The 22972-nt window shown below is 30.8% G+C and carries 13 protein-coding genes and 1 pseudogene; 10 read left to right on the forward strand and 4 right to left on the reverse strand.

All coding sequences use genetic code 11. The features are described from left to right. Nucleotides 1–88 precede the first annotated feature (88 nt). Both rfbB and ACQZHJ_RS03350 read left to right on the forward strand, forming a co-directional pair. A complete protein-coding gene (gene rfbB, locus ACQZHJ_RS03345) occupies nt 89–1138 on the forward strand; it encodes a dTDP-glucose 4,6-dehydratase (protein WP_430484130.1) in 1050 nt (349 codons plus the stop codon). A gap of 50 nt (nt 1139–1188) precedes the next feature. Continuing rightward, a complete protein-coding gene (locus ACQZHJ_RS03350) occupies nt 1189–2253 on the forward strand; it encodes a GDP-mannose 4,6-dehydratase (protein WP_430484131.1) in 1065 nt (354 codons plus the stop codon). A gap of 53 nt (nt 2254–2306) precedes the next feature. Here the strand turns inward: ACQZHJ_RS03350 and ACQZHJ_RS03355 are convergent, their stop codons facing one another. Next, nucleotides 2307–3788 (reverse strand): nucleotide sugar dehydrogenase, encoded by a 1482-nt coding sequence (locus tag ACQZHJ_RS03355; protein WP_430484132.1) that lies wholly within the window; start codon nt 3786–3788, stop codon nt 2307–2309. A 339-nt stretch (nt 3789–4127) separates the two neighbouring features. On the opposite strand from ACQZHJ_RS03355, the gene ACQZHJ_RS03360 reads away from it, so the two are divergent. Further along, entirely contained in the window at nt 4128–5081 is a 954-nt protein-coding gene (locus ACQZHJ_RS03360; protein ID WP_430484133.1) for an LCP family protein, read from the forward strand. Between the two features lie 75 nt (nt 5082–5156). Here the strand turns inward: ACQZHJ_RS03360 and ACQZHJ_RS03365 are convergent, their stop codons facing one another. Further along, nucleotides 5157–5585 carry an ImmA/IrrE family metallo-endopeptidase gene (locus ACQZHJ_RS03365; RefSeq protein WP_430484134.1) on the reverse strand — a complete coding sequence of 143 codons (429 nt, stop codon included), beginning with the start codon at nt 5583–5585 and terminating at the stop codon, nt 5157–5159. A gap of 339 nt (nt 5586–5924) precedes the next feature. Then, nucleotides 5925–6461 carry a helix-turn-helix domain-containing protein gene (locus ACQZHJ_RS03370; RefSeq protein WP_430484135.1) on the reverse strand — a complete coding sequence of 179 codons (537 nt, stop codon included), beginning with the start codon at nt 6459–6461 and terminating at the stop codon, nt 5925–5927. Nucleotides 6462–7171: 710 nt separating this feature from the next. Here ACQZHJ_RS03370 and ACQZHJ_RS03375 point away from each other — a divergent pair. From ACQZHJ_RS03375 to galE, 5 genes and pseudogenes are all read left to right on the forward strand, one after another. Continuing rightward, complete coding sequence (locus ACQZHJ_RS03375; protein WP_430484136.1) at nt 7172–9103, forward strand: DNA polymerase; 1932 nt, start codon at nt 7172–7174, stop codon at nt 9101–9103. 121 nt (nt 9104–9224) lie between these two features. Beyond that, nucleotides 9225–12479, forward strand: coding sequence for a DNA primase family protein (locus ACQZHJ_RS03380; RefSeq protein WP_430484137.1), 3255 nt, complete (start codon nt 9225–9227; stop codon nt 12477–12479). Between the two features lie 326 nt (nt 12480–12805). Further along, nucleotides 12806–13423 (forward strand): sigma-70 family RNA polymerase sigma factor, encoded by a 618-nt coding sequence (locus ACQZHJ_RS03385; protein WP_430484139.1) that lies wholly within the window; start codon nt 12806–12808, stop codon nt 13421–13423. Nucleotides 13424–13566: 143 nt separating this feature from the next. Then, nucleotides 13567–14508, forward strand: a complete 942-nt coding sequence (gene galU, locus ACQZHJ_RS03390) for a UTP--glucose-1-phosphate uridylyltransferase GalU (RefSeq protein ID WP_430484140.1) — start codon at nt 13567–13569, stop codon at nt 14506–14508. 212 nt (nt 14509–14720) lie between these two features. Then, nucleotides 14721–15737, forward strand: a pseudogene (galE, locus tag ACQZHJ_RS03395) (UDP-glucose 4-epimerase GalE). Between the two features lie 337 nt (nt 15738–16074). On the opposite strand, the gene ACQZHJ_RS03400 reads toward galE, so the two are convergent. After that, nucleotides 16075–16887, reverse strand: coding sequence for a MerR family transcriptional regulator (locus tag ACQZHJ_RS03400; RefSeq protein ID WP_430484141.1), 813 nt, complete (start codon nt 16885–16887; stop codon nt 16075–16077). A gap of 87 nt (nt 16888–16974) precedes the next feature. On the opposite strand from ACQZHJ_RS03400, the gene ACQZHJ_RS03405 reads away from it, so the two are divergent. Next, nucleotides 16975–17595, forward strand: a complete 621-nt coding sequence (locus ACQZHJ_RS03405) for a GNAT family N-acetyltransferase (RefSeq protein WP_430484142.1) — start codon at nt 16975–16977, stop codon at nt 17593–17595. A 433-nt stretch (nt 17596–18028) separates the two neighbouring features. After that, a complete protein-coding gene (locus tag ACQZHJ_RS03410) occupies nt 18029–22822 on the forward strand; it encodes an immunoglobulin-like domain-containing protein (RefSeq protein WP_430484143.1) in 4794 nt (1597 codons plus the stop codon). Nucleotides 22823–22972: the final 150 nt, after the last annotated feature.

A 22972-nucleotide genomic window follows, 5' to 3' on the forward strand; every position in this document is an offset into this window, starting at 1 on the left:
AATCAATATAAATGATAGTATAAACTAAAGTTACTTTTGAGAAACTTAGGAATTAAATATAAAGTTATTAAAGTTAGGAGAGAATTTCATGAAAACTTATTTAGTTACAGGTGGAGCAGGATTTATAGGATCAAACTTTGTATTATATATGTTAGATAAATACGAGGATATAAAAATAATAAACTTAGACAAGTTAACTTATGCAGGAAACCTAGAAAACTTAAAATCAATAGAAAATGATGAAAGACATATATTTGTACAAGGAGATATATGTGATCAAGAATTAGTTTCAAGTTTATTTGAAAAATATGAGATAGATTATGTAGCTCACTTTGCAGCTGAATCACATGTTGATAGAAGTATAAAAGAACCAGAAATATTTGCAAAAACAAACGTATTAGGAACAGTAAACTTACTTAACTGTGCAAAAAATGCATGGGAAACAGAAGATGGATGGAAAGAAGGAGTTAAATTCCTTCACGTTTCAACAGACGAGGTTTATGGTTCATTAGGAGAAACAGGATACTTCATGGAAACAACTCCATTAGATCCTCATAGCCCATATTCAGCAAGTAAAGCGGGATCAGACTTAATGGTAAAAGCATATGCAGATACATATAAAATGCCAGTAAACATAACAAGATGTTCAAATAACTATGGACCATTCCAATTTCCAGAGAAGTTAATACCTCTTTTAATAAATAACTGTTTACAACATAAGGATTTACCAGTTTACGGAGACGGAATGAACATAAGAGACTGGTTATTCGTTGAAGATCATGCAAAAGCAATTGATATGGTAATCAATGGAGGAAGACTTGGGGAAGTTTACAATGTTGGTGGACATAATGAAAGAACAAACATACAAATAGTAAAAACAGTTATAGAATACTTAAATGAAAATGTAGATAAAGAAATAACTGAAAACTTAATAAAGTATGTTGAAGATAGAAAAGGACACGATAGAAGATACGGAATAGATCCAACTAAAATAAAAGAAGAATTAGGATGGTATCCAGAAACGACTTTTGAAGTTGGAATAAAGAAAACAATAAAATGGTACTTAGATAATAAAGAGTGGATGAATAATGTAACATCAGGTGATTATCAAAAATATTATGAAAAGATGTATAAATAGTTTAAATATCATAATTTAATATTTAATGTTATAGGAGAGAGGCGAGATATATGAAGAGAATTTTAGTAACTGGTGTTGCTGGTTTTATTGGTAGTAATTTAGTTTTAGAATTATTAAAAACAGAGGAGTCAGTACACATTGTAGGAATAGATACTATGAATGATTACTATGATGTTAGTATAAAAGAATGGAGACTTAAAGAAATTGAAAAGGAAGTTAAAAAGCATAAAGACTCTACTTGGAAATTTGTTAAAGGTTCCATTGCAGATAAGTCTTTAATAGATGATATTTTTTCTACATATAAACCAGATATAGTGGTGAATTTAGCAGCACAGGCAGGGGTTCGTTACTCAATTACAAATCCAGATGCTTATGTTGAAGCTAATTTAATTGGTTTTTATAACTTATTAGAAGCTTGTCGTCATTCTTATGATAATGGTGAAAAAGGTGTTGATCATTTTGTATATGCATCTTCATCATCTGTATATGGATCTAATAAGAAAGTACCATATTCTACAGATGATAAAGTGGACAATCCAGTATCTTTATATGCAGCGACTAAAAAATCTAATGAGTTAATGGCTCATGCTTATAGTAAGCTTTATAATATTCCATCTACAGGACTTCGTTTCTTTACAGTATATGGTCCAGCAGGAAGACCTGATATGGCGTATTTTGGATTTACAAATAAGCTTTTAAAAGGTGAAACTATAGAGATATTTAACTATGGAAATTGCAAACGTGATTTTACATACATAGATGATATAGTTGAAGGAGTAAAACGTGTTATGCAAGCTCCACCAGAGAAGAAAAATGGAGAAGATGGATTACCAATACCTCCATATGCAGTATATAACATAGGTAATAGTAATCCGGAAAATCTACTTGACTTTGTGACAATTCTTCAGGAAGAGTTAATTAGAGCAGGAGTACTTTCTAAAGACTATGACTTTGAAGCTCATAAGAAGCTTGTACCTATGCAACCTGGAGATGTACCAGTTACATATGCTGATACAACACCTTTAGAAAGAGAATTTGGATTTAAGCCAAGTACTGATTTAAGAACTGGATTAAGAAAATTTGCCGAGTGGTATAAAGAATTTTATAATGTTTAAAGTATTTAAAAAGCCTCAGAATTGAAATTTCAATTCTGAGGCTTAAGTTTTTATTAATCTCTTTGGAATAAATCTCTTGTATAAACTTTTTCTTTTACATCATCTAAACAGTCATCATATCTATTAGCTATAATACTATTACTTAATTCCTTAAACTTATTAAGATCATTTACTATTTTTGAACCAAAGAATGTAGTTTCATTTTCTAATGTAGGCTCATAAATAATTACAGTAGCACCTTTAGCTTTTAAACGTTTCATAACTCCTTGGATACTACTTTGACGGAAGTTATCAGAATTACTCTTCATAGTTAATCTATAAACACCGATTATAACTTCTTTTTCTCTTGAAGCATCCCATGAGCTGTTTGCCTCATATGCACCAGCAAGTTCTAAAACTCTATCTGCAATAAAGTCTTTTCTTGTACGATTACTTTCAACTATAGCACTCATCATGTTTTGAGGAACATCGTCATAGTTTGCAAGTAATTGTTTTGTATCCTTTGGTAAGCAGTATCCACCGTATCCAAAGCTTGGATTATTATAGTGAGTTCCTATTCTTGGATCTAAGCATACCCCATCAATAATTGCTTTAGTATCTAATCCTTTCATCTCAGAATAAGTATCTAATTCGTTGAAATAAGATACACGTAGAGCTAAATATGTATTGGCAAATAATTTTACAGCCTCAGCTTCAGTGAATCCCATAAATAAAGTAGGGATATTTTCTTTTATAGCACCTTCTTGAAGAAGTGAAGCAAAAGTGTGAGCTGCATTTACTAATCTTTCATTATTAGTATCAGTAGATACTATAATACGGCTTGGATAAAGATTATCATATAATGCTTTTGATTCTCTTAAGAATTCAGGGCTGAATATAATATTCTCAGTATTATATTTTTTACGTACACTAGCTGTGTAACCAACAGGAATTGTAGATTTTATAACCATTATTGCATTTGGATTTACCTTTAAAACTAATTCAATAACAGACTCTACAGCAGATGTATCAAAATAATTTTTCTTGCTATCATAGTTAGTTGGAGCAGCAATTACAACAAAGTCTGCATCTTTATATGCAGCTTTTCCATCAGTAGTAGCTACTAAGTCTAATTCTTTTTCGGCAAGATATTTTTCAATATAATCATCTTGGATTGGTGATTGCTTATCATTAATCATTTGAACCTTTTCAGGAATAATATCAACTGCTACTACATGATTGTGCTGTGCTAATAAGGTTGCAATAGATAATCCAACGTAACCAGTACCGGCTACTGCAATATTAAGAGGAGAGTATTTTTCTAAAGAAGAATCTTTAGTTTCCTCACTTACAAATAATGAAATAGGTTCAAAATCAAGAACTTCACCTAACTTTTCTAATTGAGGAATTGATGGTATATAATCCATAGATTCTAAACGACTAATCATCGCACGGTTTATATTAGTTAAATCTGCTAATTGTTGTTGTGTAATATTTTTTTCTTTTCTAGCTTCTGTAACCTTTTTTGCTAGAAGAGATGGTGATAATTTCTTCATGTTTATGTATCTTCCTTTCAAAAATCCACAATTGTTATTTAAAATAACAATTGTGGAATTGAGTTTTATATTTAGAATACTATTATTATACTAAATATGGTTTTAAATTACAATAAAAAATAAAAATAGAATATTTATGTTGTTTAAAATAACACAAACGTGATGGGATGGATTTTGTAATTAAATAAGTGTTATTATTTAGGAACAATAAAGCTTGAAATAAAAGTAAAATAAAGTAGAATATTGAATGGTTTGACTTACTATAAATTTTATTTCATGATATAATTTAATATGAGATTCCTAAAATGGAAAAGATTAAAAGTGGAAAAAGGGGATATCATGAGAAAAGATAGTAAACACCAGAAGAAAAAAAGTAAAAAAGTTATTTATATTGTAAGTAGTATAGTGTTGATATTGCTTATAGCACTAGGTGGAGGATATTATTACATAAACTCTAAACTTAACAAAGTTCAAAAAGTTGAAGTTAACAAGGATAATTTATCCATAGATAAAGTAAAAGTTGAGGAAGAAAAGCATATAAAGAATATTGCTTTATTTGGTATTGATGCTCCTCAAGGCAAAAGAGGTAGAAGTGATGCTATTATGATTCTTACTTTAGATGAGCAACATAAAGTTATGAAGTTAACTTCTATTATGAGAGATTCTTATGTTGATATACCAGGTCATGGAGATGATAAGATAACTCATGCTTATGCTTTTGGTGGGCCAGAGCTTGCAATGAAAACTTTAAATGAGAATTTTAAGGTTAATGTTGAAGATTTTATGGCTGTTAATTTCACTTCTCTTCCTAAGATTATTGATAAAATTGGAGGAGTTCAGATTAACATAACTCAAGAGGAAATTTCTCATATACCAGGAATAACTTCAGCTGGAGAGCAAACTTTAAATGGAGCTGAAGCTTTAGCTTATTCAAGAATAAGACATGCTACTGGTGGGGATTATAAGAGAACGGAAAGACAGAGAGTTGTTTTAGAAGCAATTTTTGAAAAGTTAAAATCAACACCAACAAGTGAGTACCCTTCATTAATAGATGAGTTTTTACCTTATGTAGAAACCAATATGTCTTCTATGGATATGATTAAATTAGCTACAGATGCAGCACCATTAATAAAAGGAAACTTAGAGCTTGCTAGATTCCCATTAGATGGTTATTGTGAAGGAAAAATGATTAATGGAGTTTGGTATTTAGTATACGATAGACAAGCTACCTTAGATCAAATACAAGAGTATATTTATGATAATAAGAGCTTAGATTCATTTAAAAAGCAATAAGAGAATTATATATAAATAAAGTTGTAAAATTAGTTTTTATATTTTACAACTTTATTTTTATTATAAGCTTAATAACTATTGAGCTAATCTAAGCTCAACTAACTCCAAAGGAATTCCTTCACATTCAGCTAGTCTTTCAACCTTTTCCCCTGCATACTTTTCAAGCATCTCATCAGAAATAAGCAAATGAGCCATAAACATTTTTATATATTTTTCAAAGTCAGGGTTTTTGCTTGTTGATAAATCAAGTACTACATGACAAGTTGATTTTGGGTATAGTAATAAATAAGCTAGTTCATGAGCACAAACAAGCCTTTGTGTTTCTTCTTCATAATTTGAATTTATGTGTATGGACATTGCTCTTTTATAATAGCTTGAATAACCATACAGAATATTTCCTAAGTTTTCTTTACATACAAGTATTCCTCTAGCTTTTGCTAAGATGAATGGGTCTCTTGTTCCATATTTATTTACTAATTGCTGTACTATTTCTTTTATTTCCATAATGATTGTTTGAACTTAATGGTTATTCCATTAAGATATCAAACTCCCTCCCTCCAAATAATAAATTATTCATTATCTGAAGGATAATAGTGTTATGTGTGAATTTAAAGTGTGTAGTGTGTTTATTAATTTTCTATTTTCTATTAAGATTCAAAAAATGTTTTTTAGCTTTGTTTTATATTAAACTTAATTTAAAACAAAGCCAGTGGTTTAATTTCTAGATAAAATTTATATTTATTTTAGATTAGTATTTAAGAAAACTTTGATTAAATATCAAATTAATTCTTAGATAAACTAACCACTAAACCAAACTTATCTAAAAATTAATAGCAGTAAGCATTATTTTCTTTTAGGATTAAACTTGCTTTTAGCAATAACTTTTGCTACCTGCATTGAGTGCCTTAGGCTATTTTTAAGTATTTCTCTAGTTTCTAAGTCTAGCACATTTTCACCAATCATCAATTCATTTTCTAAATCATCTAAATGGGTAAGTGCTATATTTAAGTCATCTTCAATGTTTCTTAATTCTTTATCTGATAAACAGGAAATATTTAAAGGTTGTGCTATTTCCTTTTCAAGAATTTTATTATCAGAAAGTTCTTCAATATCATTATCTAGTAGTTCTTTAACTTCTTCAGTTTCTTCATTAAGTGGTTTTAAGTAATATGAATCCTCTAAAAGATTATCATCAAAGAAGGATTTTATATCTAGTTTTAAGGCGGTTGCAAGTGATTCTATGGTATCTAAGCTAGGATTATATCTGTTGTGTTCTACATCTGCAAGATATGAACTTGATATACCAGCTCTTTTTGCCAACACCTTTTGAGTTAATTTTCTTTTTTTTCTTAATTTTTGTAACCTATAGCCAATAAACATAATAGCCCTCCTTTATATAAATGCTTTAATAAGCTAAGTTAACTAAATTAGCTGTATTTCAAGAGATTAAATATTAAGCTAGCCTCAAGTTTTTATCTACTATATCAAATTTTAATAATAATTAAAGAAAATTGATAAGTAGATATTAGCTTAATTTTATGCTTTTAACCACAGTAATTCTCTTAAAATTCTATAAATGTAAAATAGTTACAACTTAATTGTATCAGTAAGACAAGGAGAAAGCAATAATTAATTTAGGGGAAATACAAGTACTGTTAGTAATTGTAAGAAAAAGGGATAAATATAGAGCTTTTAAAGGATAATTAAATATTTTGGGGAAAAATAAGATTTTATATATGGTAAAAAAAGGTATATAATGAAATTAAATACAGGAAGTAAGTGATATACAATATGTGAAACATTGATGATTTAAATGGAGATAGTTGTATAACACTTAGATTATTTAAAGAAGGATAGTAGTGATAATAAAATGTGTGTGTTAATCAAAAGAATTTGAAAAGCAGAGCAAATAATAGTATTTAAAAACTTTAAGAGAAATTGAAGAGATAAGAAATAAGGGGATAGCATACTAAAATAGTGGGAGTAACTTTAGAGCGTAAGTAAAATATTGAAAGTAACAACAGAGAGTTTAAGAGTAACAATAAGAATGTTAAGACTAATGAAATTTTGTTATATAAGGAGAGAAAAGTATGGAAAAGTATAAATCTGTTTTTACTATTAGTGAGGCTATGAAGTATTTAAACATTCATGATAACAAGGTTATTGCCTTTGATATTGAGTGTGCACCAAAGAATGAGTGGCTTAGATTAAATGATAAGAAGGCTGCTTTAGATCCAAATAAGGGACACATAGTTGGTATTTCCCTTTCTGTTAAGGAAGGTACTGGTATTTACATTCCTTTGAGACATAGAAACGGACGAAATGTTCAACATGTGGATAGAATGATAGCTTGGCTTAAGGGCTTTATTTTTCACAATGAGAGCCTTATAAAGGTTGCTCACAACATTGCTTATGAATCTTCCTTCCTTTATGAGTATGGAATTGTGATTAAAGAACCCGTTTTTGACACTATGATGGCTAGTATGCTAACTTTAAAAAATTCTTTTGGAGAGTTTAGGACTTTAAGAGATAGTGGACTTAAAACCTTAGCAAGAGAGATATTTAATGAGGATTTACCTTGCTTTTTGGATGTGGTTAATGGAACACACTTTGATAATTTAAATTCTGAGCATAAGGAAACCATAAGGTATGCCTGTGCTGATAGTGATTTTACTTTGAGACTTTATAACTGGTTTAACCAGTGGTTCCTGACTTATATACCCGAACATAAGCTTGTGTGTGAAAGGGTGGAAAGTCCAGCAGCAGTTTACACTGGCATTATGAAAAAGAATGGTATTGCCCTTAATAAGGAACTTTTGCAGGAGTTTAACAGGAGAGCAGAGGAAGAGATTGAATTTTGTAAGAGAGAGATTTTAAACTTTGCAAATAGGGATATTAACCTTGGTAGTAATCTTCAAACACAGGATTTTAAGGACTTTATATTTAAGGATTTGAGCCTTCCAGTTCTTAAGGTATCTGAAAAGGGGGAGCCTTCATTAGATGATGAGAGCTTGATTCTTCTTGGGAATTGGTGTGTTAAAAACTTTCCAAAGGGTGATTACCTTATAGATTGTATAAAGAGGCACAAGAGAGTTAGTAAGCTTAAATCTACTTATATAGAAGCTTTAGGGAAACTTTTGAATTCTGAGACAGATAGGATTCATACAGACTTCTTTTCCATGGGAACTGAGACTGGTAGATTTTCTAGCAAGAATCCAAATCTTCAGAACCTTCCTAGAAAGGACAATGATCATTTGGGTATTAGAAAGCTTTTTATTCCTTCACCTAACCATGTTTTCTTGGATTTTGACTTTTCTCAGATTGAACTTAGGGTTGGAGCTTATTATTGTAAGGATAGAAAGATGATTAACGCTTTTATGGAGGATAGAGATATTCATGCAATAACAACTTCTATTATATATAATATTCCCTTAGAGGAGGCTATGGACAAGAATCATGAGGAGTTTAAGAAGAGAAGAACCATAGCAAAGAACTGTAACTTTGGTGTTTTCTTTGGATTGTTTCCTAGAGGTCTTCAAAAGACACTTATGTACAAGGGTGGAATCAATATAAGTGAAAGAGACTGCGAAAAGATTATAAGAAGCATAAAAGACGGATATCCAAGGCTTTCAACTTGGCAAAATAACACAAAGCAAATTGTGGGATATAGGAGATATGCAAGTAGTAGAACTGGTAGAAGACGTTATTTAATGGATATAAGGTCTAAGGATTGGAATAAGAGAGCTGTGGCAGAAAGATGTGCCTTAAACACTCCAATACAAGGAACAGCAGCAGACATAATAAAAATAGCCATGGGGAGAATACTAAGGGAATTACCAGAAAGAGACTATATAAAACCACTACTACAAATACATGATGAACTATTATTTGAAGTTAGAGAGGACAAGGTGCAGGATGCCATAGCATTTATAAAGGATTGTATGGAAAGACCTCCATTTAAGGATTTTAATATACCACTAAAGGTTGAGTATTCTGTGGGATATAACTTTGATGAGGTTTAAGGAGATGGCTTTGTTTTAAGTATGTGATGATTTAAAACATAGCATAAGGAATAAATAGTGTGGAAAGGCTAGCTAAAATGAAATAAGACCTAAAACAGAGTAATAAAGGGGTGTTGAAAAATTGAATAAAGATGGTTTTAGGAAGTGGGACTTAAATGAGGCTAAAAGGTTTCTTGAATGTTTTACTAAAGGTGACAACTCTAAGGAGCCTAGTGAGAGGATTAATATCAGGGTCTTTTCAGATAAGAAGGGGACAGACTTTAAAGGAAAGAACCTAAGTTTTGATATTAAGGAGTTTTCTTCTAGGAGTAAGGTTTTAATGGCTCATAATGAGGCTGAGAGAGGAATATTCTTTGTGGTTAACTCTGGAGGGAATAGTGATAGTAAGATAAAGAAGATTAATGCTCAGTTCTTTGAGTGTGATACTCTTTCCTTAGAAGAGCAGTTAGATAATATAAGTAAGTTTCCCATAGAGCCTAGCATAATAGTGCAAACTAGAAAATCTCTTCATGTGTATTTTCTAATAAAGGATGGAGAGGTAGAAAGGTTTAGGGGAATACAGAAGAAATTGGCCAAGTATTTCAATGGAGATGGAAGCTGTATAAATGAAAGCAGAGTAATGAGAGTTCCAGGTTTCTATCATTGTAAAGAGGAACCAGTAAGGGTGAAATGCATAAAGCTTAATCCAAGCCTAGTATATACCCAAGATGAATTAGAAAAAGAGCTTAGTTATAGCGAAAGTGAGTTTAGCGTAAATGATGATAAAATCATAAAGAGTGAAAAAATCAAAGGTCATTATAATAAAGAAGAAAGAGATTCAGAAATAGAGTGGATATATGATGGGCAAGAAAAAATAAGAGCTGAAGGTGTATGGTGGACAAGCACTCATTTAAATACTGATGCTTTAGAAGTAGCAGAGTGGACAACCTATTCTTTAGGTGAAATCAGTATAGGAAAAACTAATTGGACAAGCATAAATCTACATGATAAAAATATTTCACTGATATCATGGAATGAAATTCAGTTAGGTGATTTTAAAAGGGATATAGAAGAATTATGCCAGGTAGGTATTGAAAACAATAATAAGAATTTAGAGAGTTACATTTCAAATTATCATAGTGATTTACAAGAGAGTACATTAATAAACAGAGATAACATTTCAATAAGTAGTGAAGAAAATCTAAATAACAAATCTAAAGAGCAAGTTTCATATAAGAATGAAGATAACTTGCATAGCATGTCAGATGATAATATTTCAGAGAATAAACCAATTAACATAATAGATGGAGAGTTAACTAATAAGAAACAACAAGAATCATATAGTTGTTCAAATGAGTTTATTGGACAGGTACCATCAATAAGTAGCAATATTTATAAAGCAAGTGCATTAAGTGGAGAATCACATCCAATAAGTGATGATGTTCACAAAAGAAGTGAATTAAATGGACAAGCATCATTAATAAGTAATGGCGGGGAAGAAGGACTAAATACTCAGAATGGATTAGAGGTTATTTGTTTTAAGTGTGATTTTATAAAGCACTGCAAGAATAATTCAAAAACTCTTTCTGAACCTTTATGGCATGGAATGATTACTAACCTTGCTCTTTTTAGTGGAGGAAGTGAAAGAATTCATGAGTTTAGTAAGGGTTATAAGACCTATAGTGAGAGGGAAACTAATGGCAAGATAAGTAATTTTCTAAAGTCTGGGACAGGCCCTATGACTTGTGAAACACTTAAGGATAGGGGATATACCTGCAAGAAGTTAGGAAAGACCTGTAATTGTAAAAGTCCAGCATCCTTAGCTTTTAAGCCTTTAACTGTGAAGGAGCTTAGAGCGTGTATAAAAACCTTAAAAGTTAGTGAGGTTTCTAATGCCACAAATGTGGATACTGCTCTTAAATTCATAGAGAATTATATGTATAACATTGGAGCAGCCCTAGGGAAGAGTCTTATTGAGGAGGACTTGGCTAATTATTTAAAGATTAAGAATCCAAAGGATCTTATTGCATTTTATAGGGAGATTATTAGGAAGTTTAAGAAGGATAAGGGTAATGAAGCTAAGGGGAAGAAGGATAATAAGCAAAAGAATGGTGGTAATCTTCCATGGTATGAGGAGCAGGACAAAGGGCTTAAGTTTCTACCCTTTGTTTTGGCAAAGCATTTAAGTGAAACTAGGCATGTTTACTATGGAGGAGAATCATTTTTGATATATGAAAATGGAGTTTATAACATTAGTGGGGAGAAGGAAGCAGGAAGGATAATCATGGATTATATGCTACCTAATTATTGCACTATGGGGACTATTAGAGATTGTAGGAATCAATGGGACATACTTGTTTCTAGAGATTTTGATGATTTTAATAGGAATCCTTATATAGTTAATACAAGAAATGGGCTTTTGGACATTAGAGATGGGAGCTTTAAGGAGCATACACCTAGCTATTTAAGTACAGTTCAGCTTAATGTAGAGTATAATCCTCATGCTGATTGTCCCCAATTTAAGAAATTTTTAAGTGAAGTTTTAGATTGTAGGCTAATTCCCTTAGTTCAGGAGATAGTAGGGTATTTACTTACCACTAATACTGCTGCTCAAAAGTCCTTTGTATTTTGGGGGCCAGCTAGAACAGGTAAAAGTACACTTTTATGGGTGGTGGAATACTTACTACTTGGGAAAATCAATGTAAGTAATATACCCTGGCAAGATATTGGAGACAAGTTTAAAACAGCAGAGCTTCTAGGGAAACTAGCCAATGTATTCTCAGATCTTCCAAGTAAATCAATAGATGATACAGGTATATTTAAGGTGGTAACAGGAGAGGACTACTTGATGGCAGAAAAGAAAAATAAGAATCCATTTAAATTTAAGCCATTCTCAAGACTTGTCTTTAGTTGTAATGAATTACCTAGAAACTATGTGGATAGGACGGAAGGGTTCTATAGAAGGCTTATAATTGTTCCATTTACTAGGCAAATAGAAAAAAGTAAGGTGGACAAGCATCTAAAAGCTAAGTTCCAAAAGGAAAAGGAAGGCATATTAAATTGGGCTTTAGAAGGGTTAAAAAGATTATATGAAAATAACTTTGAGTTTAGTGAGAATAAGATAACAGATGATATTAAAAAGGATTATAAGCGCGATAACAATAATGTTATTTCTTTTGTTGAAGAGTGTTGTGAGCTTGATGAAAAGTTTCAATGCGTTAGACGTGAATTTTATGATAGTTATAAGGAGTTTTGTGAAGAAGCAGGGTTTAAAGCATTATCACAAATAAAGTTTAATAGGGAGTTAGAGAGTAATTTTCAGGTTGAGAGGGCTAGGGCTGAGCTTAGATTTTGGAAAGGAATAAGGACTAAATATGCAGAGGTGATTTTAACATAATCTATATTGATGAAGTTATAATGACAGAGTTTAGTCAAACTTTTGACAGAATGAAAACCAGAGGTTTTTTAGCAATTTCAATACTTTCGACTTAATTGACGTACTTTTTCTATTTATATAGTATGTAAAAAATACTTAAATTAAAATAATAAAAAATAAGTAATGTATATAACATAGTATACAAAATAAGAAAAAGTATGTCATTTTGAGCAGACTATGTCTAAAACAAGTAATATCAATGGTTAAAGGGTAAGACTGAGTTTTTTAGGTGTGTCAGATAATTAAAAGTCAGTCAAATTTAATATATGGGTTAGGGGATATGGTTTATGAATAAAGAAATGGTAGATATTTTATTAATAGAGGGGAAAAATGGAAATAAAGAAGCCGTGGAAAAGCTTTTTGAGATTCACAAAGGATTGATATATAAGTATTCAACTAAGTATTTCATAAAGGGTTATGATAGGGAAGATTTAGAGCAGATAGGGTGGCTTGAATTTATGGATGGGGTTAAGAAGTATGATGGAAGCTTTGGAATAGATTTTGTAGCATTCATAACTATTCTTTTGAGAAATAAATATGGAAGTATGTTAAGAAGAAAAGAGTTTGCTATGAAGTTTTCAAGTTTGGACACACCAATAGGGGAGGATATCACAATTAAGGACACTTTGGAGGACGATTTTTCAATGGAAAAGGATTTTGAGGATAGAGAGGAGATTGGATTGTTACTAAGTGCTATGGCAAGTTTAAGTGAGGAAGAAAGAGCGTTTATCTTCTATATTAATGAGGAGAGAGGAAACTTGCAGAAGTATTATGAAGCACATAAGGATGAAATGAGTTTTGGAGCTGTTAGGTATAAGAAGAAAAAGATTATGGAGAAGATTGAGAAGGAACTTAAAAATATGATTTGCAACAAAAAAGAACAAAATACGACACTCAAAAAATGATATTATATATATGGTGAAAATGTATGATCAAAATGATTAGTTTACAAACGTTAATTAGCCTTTTTTTTAATACATTTTAGCATGATAATATATTATAGAAGATAATAAAAATAAAGTTTTTACTTAATAAAGGGGATATGGAAATGAACAAAAAGATAAGAAAAGCAATTATACCAGCAGCAGGTCTTGGAACTAGATTCTTACCCGCAACAAAGGCCCAACCTAAGGAGATGCTTCCTATAGTGGATAAGCCTACTATTCAGTACATTATTGAGGAAGCTATAGCTTCTGGAATTGAAGAGATTCTTATAATAACAGGAAGAAGTAAGAAATGCATTGAAGATCACTTCGACAAATCTGTTGAGCTTGAAATGGAGCTTGAAAAGGCTGGTAAAACTGAGCTTTTAGACTTAGTTAGGGATATATCAGATATGGTTGATATTCACTATATAAGACAAAAAGAGCCAAGAGGACTTGGACATGCTATTCATTGTGCTAAGACTTTTGTAGGGGATGAACCTTTTGCCATATTACTTGGTGATGATGTAGTTTATAATGAGGAAAAACCTTGTTTAAAACAACTTATAGATTGTTATAATGAGTATAGAACTAGTGTATTAGGTGTACAAACTGTTCCTCATGAAGATGTTTCTAAGTATGGAATTGTTAATGGAAAACACATTGAAGGAAATGTTTATAAGGTTAAAGGATTAGTTGAAAAACCTTCTAAAGAAGAAGCTCCTTCAAATGTTGCTATACTTGGAAGATATATAGTAACACCTAGAATATTTGAGATATTAGAAAACACTAAACCTGGAAAGGGTGGAGAAATCCAATTAACAGATGCTCTTTTAGAACTTATGGGTCAAGAAGCTATGTATGCTTATGACTTTGAAGGAAGAAGATATGATGTTGGAGATAAGCTTGGATTCTTAGAAGCTACAGTTGAATATGCTTTAAGAAGACCAGAGCTTAGAGAGGGCTTTGTTGAGTATTTAAAAGGTTTATCAGAGAAAGAAATTTTTACAGGAAAAGAAACTGAAAAAAAGGATGAAAAGAAGGCTGAAAAAAAGCCTAAAAAATAATTGCAACTTATATGTAATTGTATGTTTGTTTTTTATATATGTTGTAAATGAAAAACTACATTATATAGACTCTATTCTTTAAATGAACTATTGAGCCTAATAGTTAAGAAATAAATGCAGTTTTTTTGATACAACATATATAATTAATTTTGAAAGTTTAAATTAACTTATGCTACAATTTAAACTATATTTTATGTTTAGGAGCGATTAAAATGAATATATTACTAACTGGTGGAATTGGATATATAGGAAGCCATACAATAATAGAGTTATTAAAAGATAATAGTAATTCTGTTGTTGTTATTGATAACTTAGTGAATAGTAGAAAAGAAGTTAAGGGTATAGTTGAAGATATAACAGGGAAAAAAATTAAGTTCTATGAAGGGGATTTAGTAAACTTTGAAGATATAGATTCTGTTTTTAGAAATGAAAAGATTGATGCTGTTATACATTTTGCTTCACTTAAGGCAGTTGGAGAATCTGTTGAAAAGCCTTTAGAATATTATAATAACAATATTATATGAACTTTAAATCTTTTAACAGCTATGAAAAATCATAATGTTAAGAAGTTTATATTCAGTTCTTCAGCTACAGTTTATGGAGAAAGTGAGATTGTCCCTGTACATGAAGGGCTTCAATCAGGTTTTGCAACAAATCCTTATGGCAGATGCAAGACAATGACAGAGGATATTTTGAGAGATATATATGTATCAGATAATTCATGGGACATTGTATTACTTAGATATTTTAATCCAGTTGGAGCTCATGAGAGTGGGTTAATTGGGGAGTTACCTAATGGAATACCAAATAATCTTATGCCTTATGTTTCAAAGGTTGCTGATGGTGAGTTAGAGTATGTAAGAGTCTTTGGAAATGATTATAATACTCCAGATGGAACTGGTGTAAGAGATTATATACATGTTGTGGATTTAGCCAAAGGGCATGTGGCTGCTATGAAAAAGTTAAAGGATGGTTCAGGAGTTAGCACATATAACTTAGGAACTGGTCAAGGATATTCTGTATTAGAAATAATTAATGCTTTTTCAAAGGCATCAGGCAAGGAGATTCCTTATAAGATAGTTGAGAGAAGAGCAGGAGATATTGCTATTAGCTTTGCTGATCCATTAAAGGCTGAAAAGGAGTTAGGATGGAAGGCTGAGAAAAACTTAGAAGATATGTGTAAAGACTTCTGGAAATGGCAATGTGTTGGAATGAAAAACTTTAAATAGATTGGCTATGTTTTAAGTGGGGTTGATTTCTAGCTATATATTCAGAGCTAACTTAATTTCACAAAGAGTTTCTATTGTTTACTCCAGAATAATATCTAAAGCGAAGAACTCCCTTCGGTCAAACAGCTTCGCTTCTTAACGCTATTATTCTTACGTAAACAATGAAACTCTAATTGCTCATTAAGATGGTCTTTCATCTATAGCTAGAAATTAACCTAGTTTAAAATAATATTTAGGTATATAAATAGGAAAAAAGTCTTTAAGTTAAAGATGGTGAAATTAATAAGCTTAAGAATCCAGTAGAATTTTATTTTATCAATTTTAACTCTTAATTCGCTTAGAGTTTTTCCTCAACTTTAATCATAATTTTTGTTATATAATCTTCTTCTTTGGAGATAGCAAATTCATTCATACCTATTTCATAAGCATATCCTGTGCATATTAAATTATTTTCCTTTGCAAAAGAAAGCATCTTTTTGTATGCCTGTGGCAAGGTATCCCATGTCCCTTTGTGATAATAGCAAATATAGTCTCCTTCTGGTTTATAAAAAATATTTTCCTTTGGAGTATTTTTTAATGCTGGTGTGTAGATTCCATCATATTTTGTAAAGTCATTGTTTATAACTTTTTTAACAGAAATCACTCCTCCAACCCCCATGCGTATTTCTTCAATATTCCAAAGAGTCTTAATATGTGAAAACAGGGTAGATATATCATCCTCTGAAAAGTCATAAGGTAAAAAATTTAACTTTTCCTTTTTGCATTTAATTAGTTTAACTTGTGAGTTGTTTATTGTTTTGCATAATTCTATTTGATTTTTTTTCTTTTGTATTATTTTTTTTATATATGTCAATTTTCTTATGTGCTGATCTATTTCTTCTTCTTTAATATTTGCCAGATCTATAAATTTTTCAGGGGTAGGGTTTTTCATATACTTTGTGATTTCTTCAATACTCATATTTAGCTCCTTTAACATGAGTATATATTCAAAATCCATACTTTGTGATAAATCATAATATCTATATCCATTTTCCCCCTTTGAGTTAGGGGAAAATAGACCAATACTATCATAATAGTGCAGTGTTCTCTTGTTTACATTGTGTAATTTAGCAAATTGTGCTGTGGTTAACTTAATAGAATTTTTATTCATTTTTTCTCCTTTTATTTGTTGACGTTACAGTTACTGTATACCTTATTATAGAAAATGTTCAAATAAACAACAAGGAGATGGTAGGGTATGCAAATTATATTAAGAGAATATAAAAAAGAAGATTTTAAAGCTTTAGAAAATATTATTAGGGAAACTTGGCATTATGATGACTTTAGTAGTCCAGAAACTGCTTGTAAATTAGCTAGAGTTTTTTTGAGCAGTTGTTTAACAAGATATACCTTTTCTTGTGTAGCGCTTCATAATGGAAAGCCAGTGGGAATTATTCTTGCAAATAACAAAGCTAAGCATAAGTGTCCTCTTGAATTAAAATTTCAACATATAAAGCATGTTACATCATTACTTCTTTCTAAAGAAGGAAGAAAGGTTTCAAAGATTTTTGAAAGTGTAAATGGAATAGATAAAGAACTTTTACAAGAGTGTGGAAAAGAATATCCAGCAGAATTGGCATTGTTTGCTATAGATTCTTCATGTCGTGGTAAAGGGATAGGAAAAATGCTATTTGAAAAAGTTATTGATTATATGAAAAAAGAAAAACTTCAGGAGTTTTATCTCTTTACTGACACAAGCTGTAATTATGGTTTTTATGAGCATAAAGGAATGATAAGACGAAAGGAAAAAGAACATATATTTAATATTAATGGACAAAGAGCAAAAATGAATTTTTTTATTTATGATTATAAGCTATAAATGAATAAAAATTTAAATTTTTATGAAGAATCAAATATTTTTTATAGAAAAAAATTGAAAAAAAGTAATTCTGTTTATTTTATTTTTTTAACTCCTATTTAAATTTTAAATTTAAATAGGAGTTTTATTATTAAAATTTGATGGATTAAGATTTAGTTATATAATATATAATTATTTCATTATTTTGCCTGGATAGAAGTGGTATATTATAATTAATGAAAAATTATTATTAAATAAAATATATCAATTGCAATTAAACTACAACAGTAAATATAAATTACTGTACTGAAATTAAGTGAAGATTATTTATTAAAAGATATATTAATATTTAGCTTTGTTTTAAGTGGAGGTTGATTTCTAGCTATATTTCGCTTATATCTATAAATCAATTATGTTTTAAAAATAGAGCCTAATATTTAGTTTTGGAGGAATTATGGATAACAAAAAGAAAATTTGTGGATTTTTAACTGGATGTTTGATTACTTCTCTTCCATTACAGGATTCAAGTGTTGTTTTGGCAAAGGAAAGTGTTAAAAACAATCCAATAGTACGTAATCAAAATGATAAAAATAATGAAAATTATTTATTTTTATCAGATTTGGAATATGTAAAAGATATGTCTAATACTTCATGGGGAAGCATTAGAATAAATCAAAATATTGATGGTGGAAAAATAACTTTAAATGTTGATGGAGAAGCTCTTCAGTTTGACAAGGGAATTGGAGCACATGCTAATTCAAATGTTGTTTATGATGTTTCTAAGTATTCTCAAGAGTACTCAAGGTTTACTACCTACGTAGGAATTGATAGATCTCAGTGGGATAAAGGAAATGGAATAAAGGTTACAGTTTCTATATCTAATGATGGGAAAATATGGACAGAATTAGCTAGAACAGATGTTTTAAAGGGTAATAAAAATGCAGCTTTTATTGATGTAGACATTAAAGGAGCTAAATATTTAAAGCTAACAGCAAATGATAATGGATCTAATGGAAATGATCATGCTGTTTATGGCTCACCAAGAATTATGAAACCTAATTATGATATTAGTAGTGAGTATTTAGCTGGTGTTAAAAAGGTTGAATATTATGATCAGCTTATAAAGAGTAAGTATGATATTAATGCACCTATAACTGGAGAGTATGAAAAGTTATTACTACAGAGAACCTTTGTAAAGAGAGTTGGATTTAATACTATTCAGTCAGTTGCAAAAATAGGTTCAAAATATGAAAATGCTATTAATTGGTTTGTGAATGATGATAAGGCGCTTAAACTTTATATTACTGGAGGAGAAATTGAAGGTGGCGGAAGTTATGCTACTTCAATGAAGGCTTTTGCTGATATTTATGAAAAGCATAAGAGTGATTTTGAAGATCAAGCAAATGGAGAATTATATTTAAAAATGGCCATTTCTACATCAATTAGCCATGCAAAAACTATAAGATTTTGGACTGGAGATGCAAAGCCTTCTGATCCATGCACAAGATATGAGATTTACAAAAATCTTTATACTAGTGGATTAATGGCTCAAGGTGGAAATACTGATTTGTTCAAGAATTTACCAGTAGAGCTTATGAGATGGGTAATGGATAATAAAATTGATGATGAGGAAATCAATTGGTTAGTAAATCATGCATTGGCTAATAAAGCTAATGGAGGTAATTATTTAGATGCCTATACATATATAACATACACATCAGGATTTAACTATAATAAGGACAAGTATTATGAAGAAGCTAATTATGATAAATGGAATCAAAAATATAATATAAGTTCTTTAAGTGATTATGGTAAAAGAGGAGTACATAAACTATGGATGGTATTTGAAGAAGGGTCAGTATGTGGAGGATTAGCTAAAACTTATGCAAATCTTTCTCAGGTCTTTGGAATGCCAGCTGCTGTTGTAGGACAACCAGGTCATGCAGCTACTTTAACTTATAGCCAAAATTCAGAAGGTAAAGGAATATGGAATATTAGAAATGATATTTCAGGATGGGTACAGTCTGAAAAAGGAGAAAGATTACCATTAGGTTGGGGATCTAAGGACTGGGATTCATACTATTCAGTAAGCTACATACTTTTAGCTCAAAAAGCTCTTGATGATTATGATAATTTAATAAAAGCTCAGTATTATAATTATCTTGCAGATGTTTATAAAAATGATGCAGAAAAGCAAATAGAAATCTACAATAAAGCACTTGGAGTTCAAAATTATAATCTTGATTCTCTTGTTGGTCTTATAAATGCATATAAACAGGCTGGTAATAAGACAAGCAGCGACTATTTAGAACTTTCTAAAAGAGTTGCAGAGGGCCTTGCTTTCTTCCCATTACCATTTGTAGATGTTATGAAGCTTATTGAACCAAATATAACTAATGCATCAGATAAAGTTATTTTTGATATGCTTAAAACAAAGACCCTAAAAAATGCTACTATGGCTACAGATAAGGATACAGTTCAACCTAATGCATGTAAAACTATGGCAAAGCATTTGTTGGGAGAAAACAACATAGAGCTTGCAACATTCTCATTTGACGGAGAAAATGCAGGTAAGATTAAAATTAATGACATTTATTCAAATTCATCAATAAGATGGGAATATAGTTTAGATGGATGGCAAACTAAAAAAGAAACTGATGCAAAGGAAATAACTTTAAGTAAAGAAGAACTTGAAAAAATAAATAAAGATGATGATATTCAAATTTCCCTTGTTGGAACTTCAGAAATATACAAAATTGATATAACTCAATATGAAGCACCTAGAAATTTATATGTTAATGACCTTGAAAATCAATTTAGAGGCTTTAATGGAAATTTAGAATATAGTGAAGATAATGGGGCAACATGGAATAAATATGATGCAGAAAACACTAGAATACTTGGAAATAAAAAGGTTCTTGTAAGATATATTGCCTCTGGAACAAAGATGCAAAGTGAGCCAGTGGAGTATAGTTTTACAGAAGATAATCAGCCAGCTAATAGAAAGTATATACAACTAAAAAATGTATCACTTTATAAGTATTCATCTCAAGAGAATAATGGGGATGCAGCTGCTAAAAATATGATAGATGGAAATATAAATACAGGGTGGCATAATACTTGGAAGGGAGAAAGTGATAAGTTCTATGCTGTAGAATTTGATAAACCAAGATATGTTACTTCTATAGAGTATAAACCAAGTGGACATAATGGAATATTGAAGAATGTAGATATTTATACAAGTATGGATGGAGTTAACTGGGAGAAGTCTGGAGAAGTAAGAAACTTAAGAAATGACTATAACCTTAAGGTTTTAAATTTATCTAAGCCAACAAAAGCTAAGTTTGTTAAACTTCAAGCTGTTAATACTTATGGAAATCCTAATGATGTTTTCTTTACAGGAAGAATGCTTAATTTCTTTGAAGATACAACAAAAGAGAATATGCCGGTAATAAGTGGAGCTGAGGATTTAGTTCTAAAAGAAGGAACAGCCTTTGATCCTATGACAGGAGTTTCTGCTAAGGACACTGAGGATGGAGATTTAACATCAGAAGTTAAGGTAAGTGGAACTGTAGATGTAAACAAGCCTGGCGAGTATGAGTTATTATACACAGTAGTAGATAAAGATGGAAACAAAACAGAGGTTAAAAGAATAGTAAAAGTTAACCCTAAATTAGTTGAAATCAATAATGTTCCAACAATAAGTGTTGAAGACAAAACAATAAAAGCTGGAGAAGACTTCGACCCATTAACTGGAGTTTCTGCTAGTGACAAGGAAGATGGAGACTTAACATCAAGCTTAAAGGTGGTAACTAACGAGATTAACACAAAGGTTCCTGGAACATACAAAGTTGTATATGAGGTTACAGACAAGGGTGGAGCTAAAACAAGCAAAACAATAACTGTAACTGTGGTTAGTAACGATTCACCAGTAATAAGTGGAGCTGAGGATTTAGTTCTAAAAGAAGGAACAACTTTTGACCCTATGGCTGGAGTTACTGCTAAGGACACTGAGGACGGAGATTTAACATCAAAGGTTCAAGTAAAAGGGGCTGTAGATGTAAACAAGCCTGGCGAGTATGAGCTATTATACACAGTAGTGGACAAAGATGGAAACAAAACAGAGGTTAAAAGAATAGTAAAAGTTAACCCTAAATTAGTTGAAATCAATAATGTTCCAACAATAAGTGTTGAAGACAAAACAATAAAAGCTGGAGAAGACTTCGACCCATTAACTGGAGTTTCTGCTAGTGACAAGGAAGATGGAGACTTAACATCAAGCTTAAAGGTGGTAACTAACGAGATTAACACAAAGGTTCCTGGAACATACAAAGTTGTATATGAGGTTACAGACAAGGGTGGAGCTAAAACAAGTAAAACAATAACTGTAACTGTGGTTAGTAACGATTCACCAGTAATAAGTGGAGCTGAGGATTTAGTTCTAAAAGAAGGAACAACTTTTGACCCTATGGCTGGAGTTACTGCTAAGGACACTGAGGACGGAGATTTAACATCAAAGGTTCAAGTAAAAGGGGCTGTAGATGTCAATAAGCCTGGCGGGTATGAGCTATTATACACAGTAGTGGACAAGGATGGAAACAAAACAGAGGTTAAAAGAATAGTAAAAGTTAACCCTAAATTAGTTGAAATCAATAATGTTCCAACAATAAGTGTTGAAGACAAAACAATAAAAGCTGGAGAGGACTTCGATCCATTAGCTGGAGTTACTGCTAAGGAGAAGGAAGATGGAGACTTAACATCAAGCTTAAAGGTGGTAACTAATGAGGTTAACACAAAGGTTCCTGGAAAATATAAAGTTGTGTATGAAGTTACAGATAAGGGTGGAGCTAAGGCTAATAAGACAATAACTGTAACTGTAGTTACCAACGATTCACCAGTAATAAGTGGATTAGATAACTTAGAAATAAAAGAAGGAACAGCCTTTGATCCTATGGCTGGAGTTACTGCTAAGGACACTGAAGATGGAGATTTAACATCAAAGGTTCAAGTGAAAGGGGCTGTAGATGTAAACAAGCCTGGCGAGTATGAGCTAGTATATTCAGTAGTGGACAAAGATGGAAACAAAACAGAGGTTAAAAGAATAGTAAAAGTTAACCCTAAATTAGTTGAGAACAATAATAAATTACCTAATACTGGACTTCCGGTTAGATTACCATATATAGGAGCTGCGCTTATAGCATTAGGATCATTATTAAAATTTAAAAAGAAAAATAAAAGAAATAAGTAATATAAAATGAAAAAGCGTTATATTGAAACTTTTAAGTTTTAATATAACGCTTTTTTATTAGCTCTATTTTAAGTTAAAATAGAGCTAATAAGAGATTTTTCAATAAACTGAAAAATTTTTTGAAGTAGCAATGAAGCTATTAGGAGCTTA

Origin of the sequence: Clostridium sp. B9 (assembly GCF_050509515.1) — a bacterium.
Classification (GTDB): domain Bacteria; phylum Bacillota; class Clostridia; order Clostridiales; family Clostridiaceae; genus Sarcina.

Coding starts and splice junctions, on each gene's coding strand:
- rfbB (WP_430484130.1), top strand. CDS start 89: ATGAAAACTTATTTAGTTACAGGTGGAGCAGGATTTATAGGATCAAAC.
- ACQZHJ_RS03350 (WP_430484131.1), top strand. CDS start 1,189: ATGAAGAGAATTTTAGTAACTGGTGTTGCTGGTTTTATTGGTAGTAAT.
- ACQZHJ_RS03355 (WP_430484132.1), bottom strand. CDS start 3,788: ATGAAGAAATTATCACCATCTCTTCTAGCAAAAAAGGTTACAGAAGCT.
- ACQZHJ_RS03360 (WP_430484133.1), top strand. CDS start 4,128: ATGAGAAAAGATAGTAAACACCAGAAGAAAAAAAGTAAAAAAGTTATT.
- ACQZHJ_RS03365 (WP_430484134.1), bottom strand. CDS start 5,585: ATGGAAATAAAAGAAATAGTACAGCAATTAGTAAATAAATATGGAACA.
- ACQZHJ_RS03370 (WP_430484135.1), bottom strand. CDS start 6,461: ATGTTTATTGGCTATAGGTTACAAAAATTAAGAAAAAAAAGAAAATTA.
- ACQZHJ_RS03375 (WP_430484136.1), top strand. CDS start 7,172: ATGGAAAAGTATAAATCTGTTTTTACTATTAGTGAGGCTATGAAGTAT.
- ACQZHJ_RS03385 (WP_430484139.1), top strand. CDS start 12,806: ATGAATAAAGAAATGGTAGATATTTTATTAATAGAGGGGAAAAATGGA.
- galU (WP_430484140.1), top strand. CDS start 13,567: ATGAACAAAAAGATAAGAAAAGCAATTATACCAGCAGCAGGTCTTGGA.
- ACQZHJ_RS03400 (WP_430484141.1), bottom strand. CDS start 16,887: ATGAATAAAAATTCTATTAAGTTAACCACAGCACAATTTGCTAAATTA.
- ACQZHJ_RS03405 (WP_430484142.1), top strand. CDS start 16,975: ATGCAAATTATATTAAGAGAATATAAAAAAGAAGATTTTAAAGCTTTA.
- ACQZHJ_RS03410 (WP_430484143.1), top strand. CDS start 18,029: ATGGATAACAAAAAGAAAATTTGTGGATTTTTAACTGGATGTTTGATT.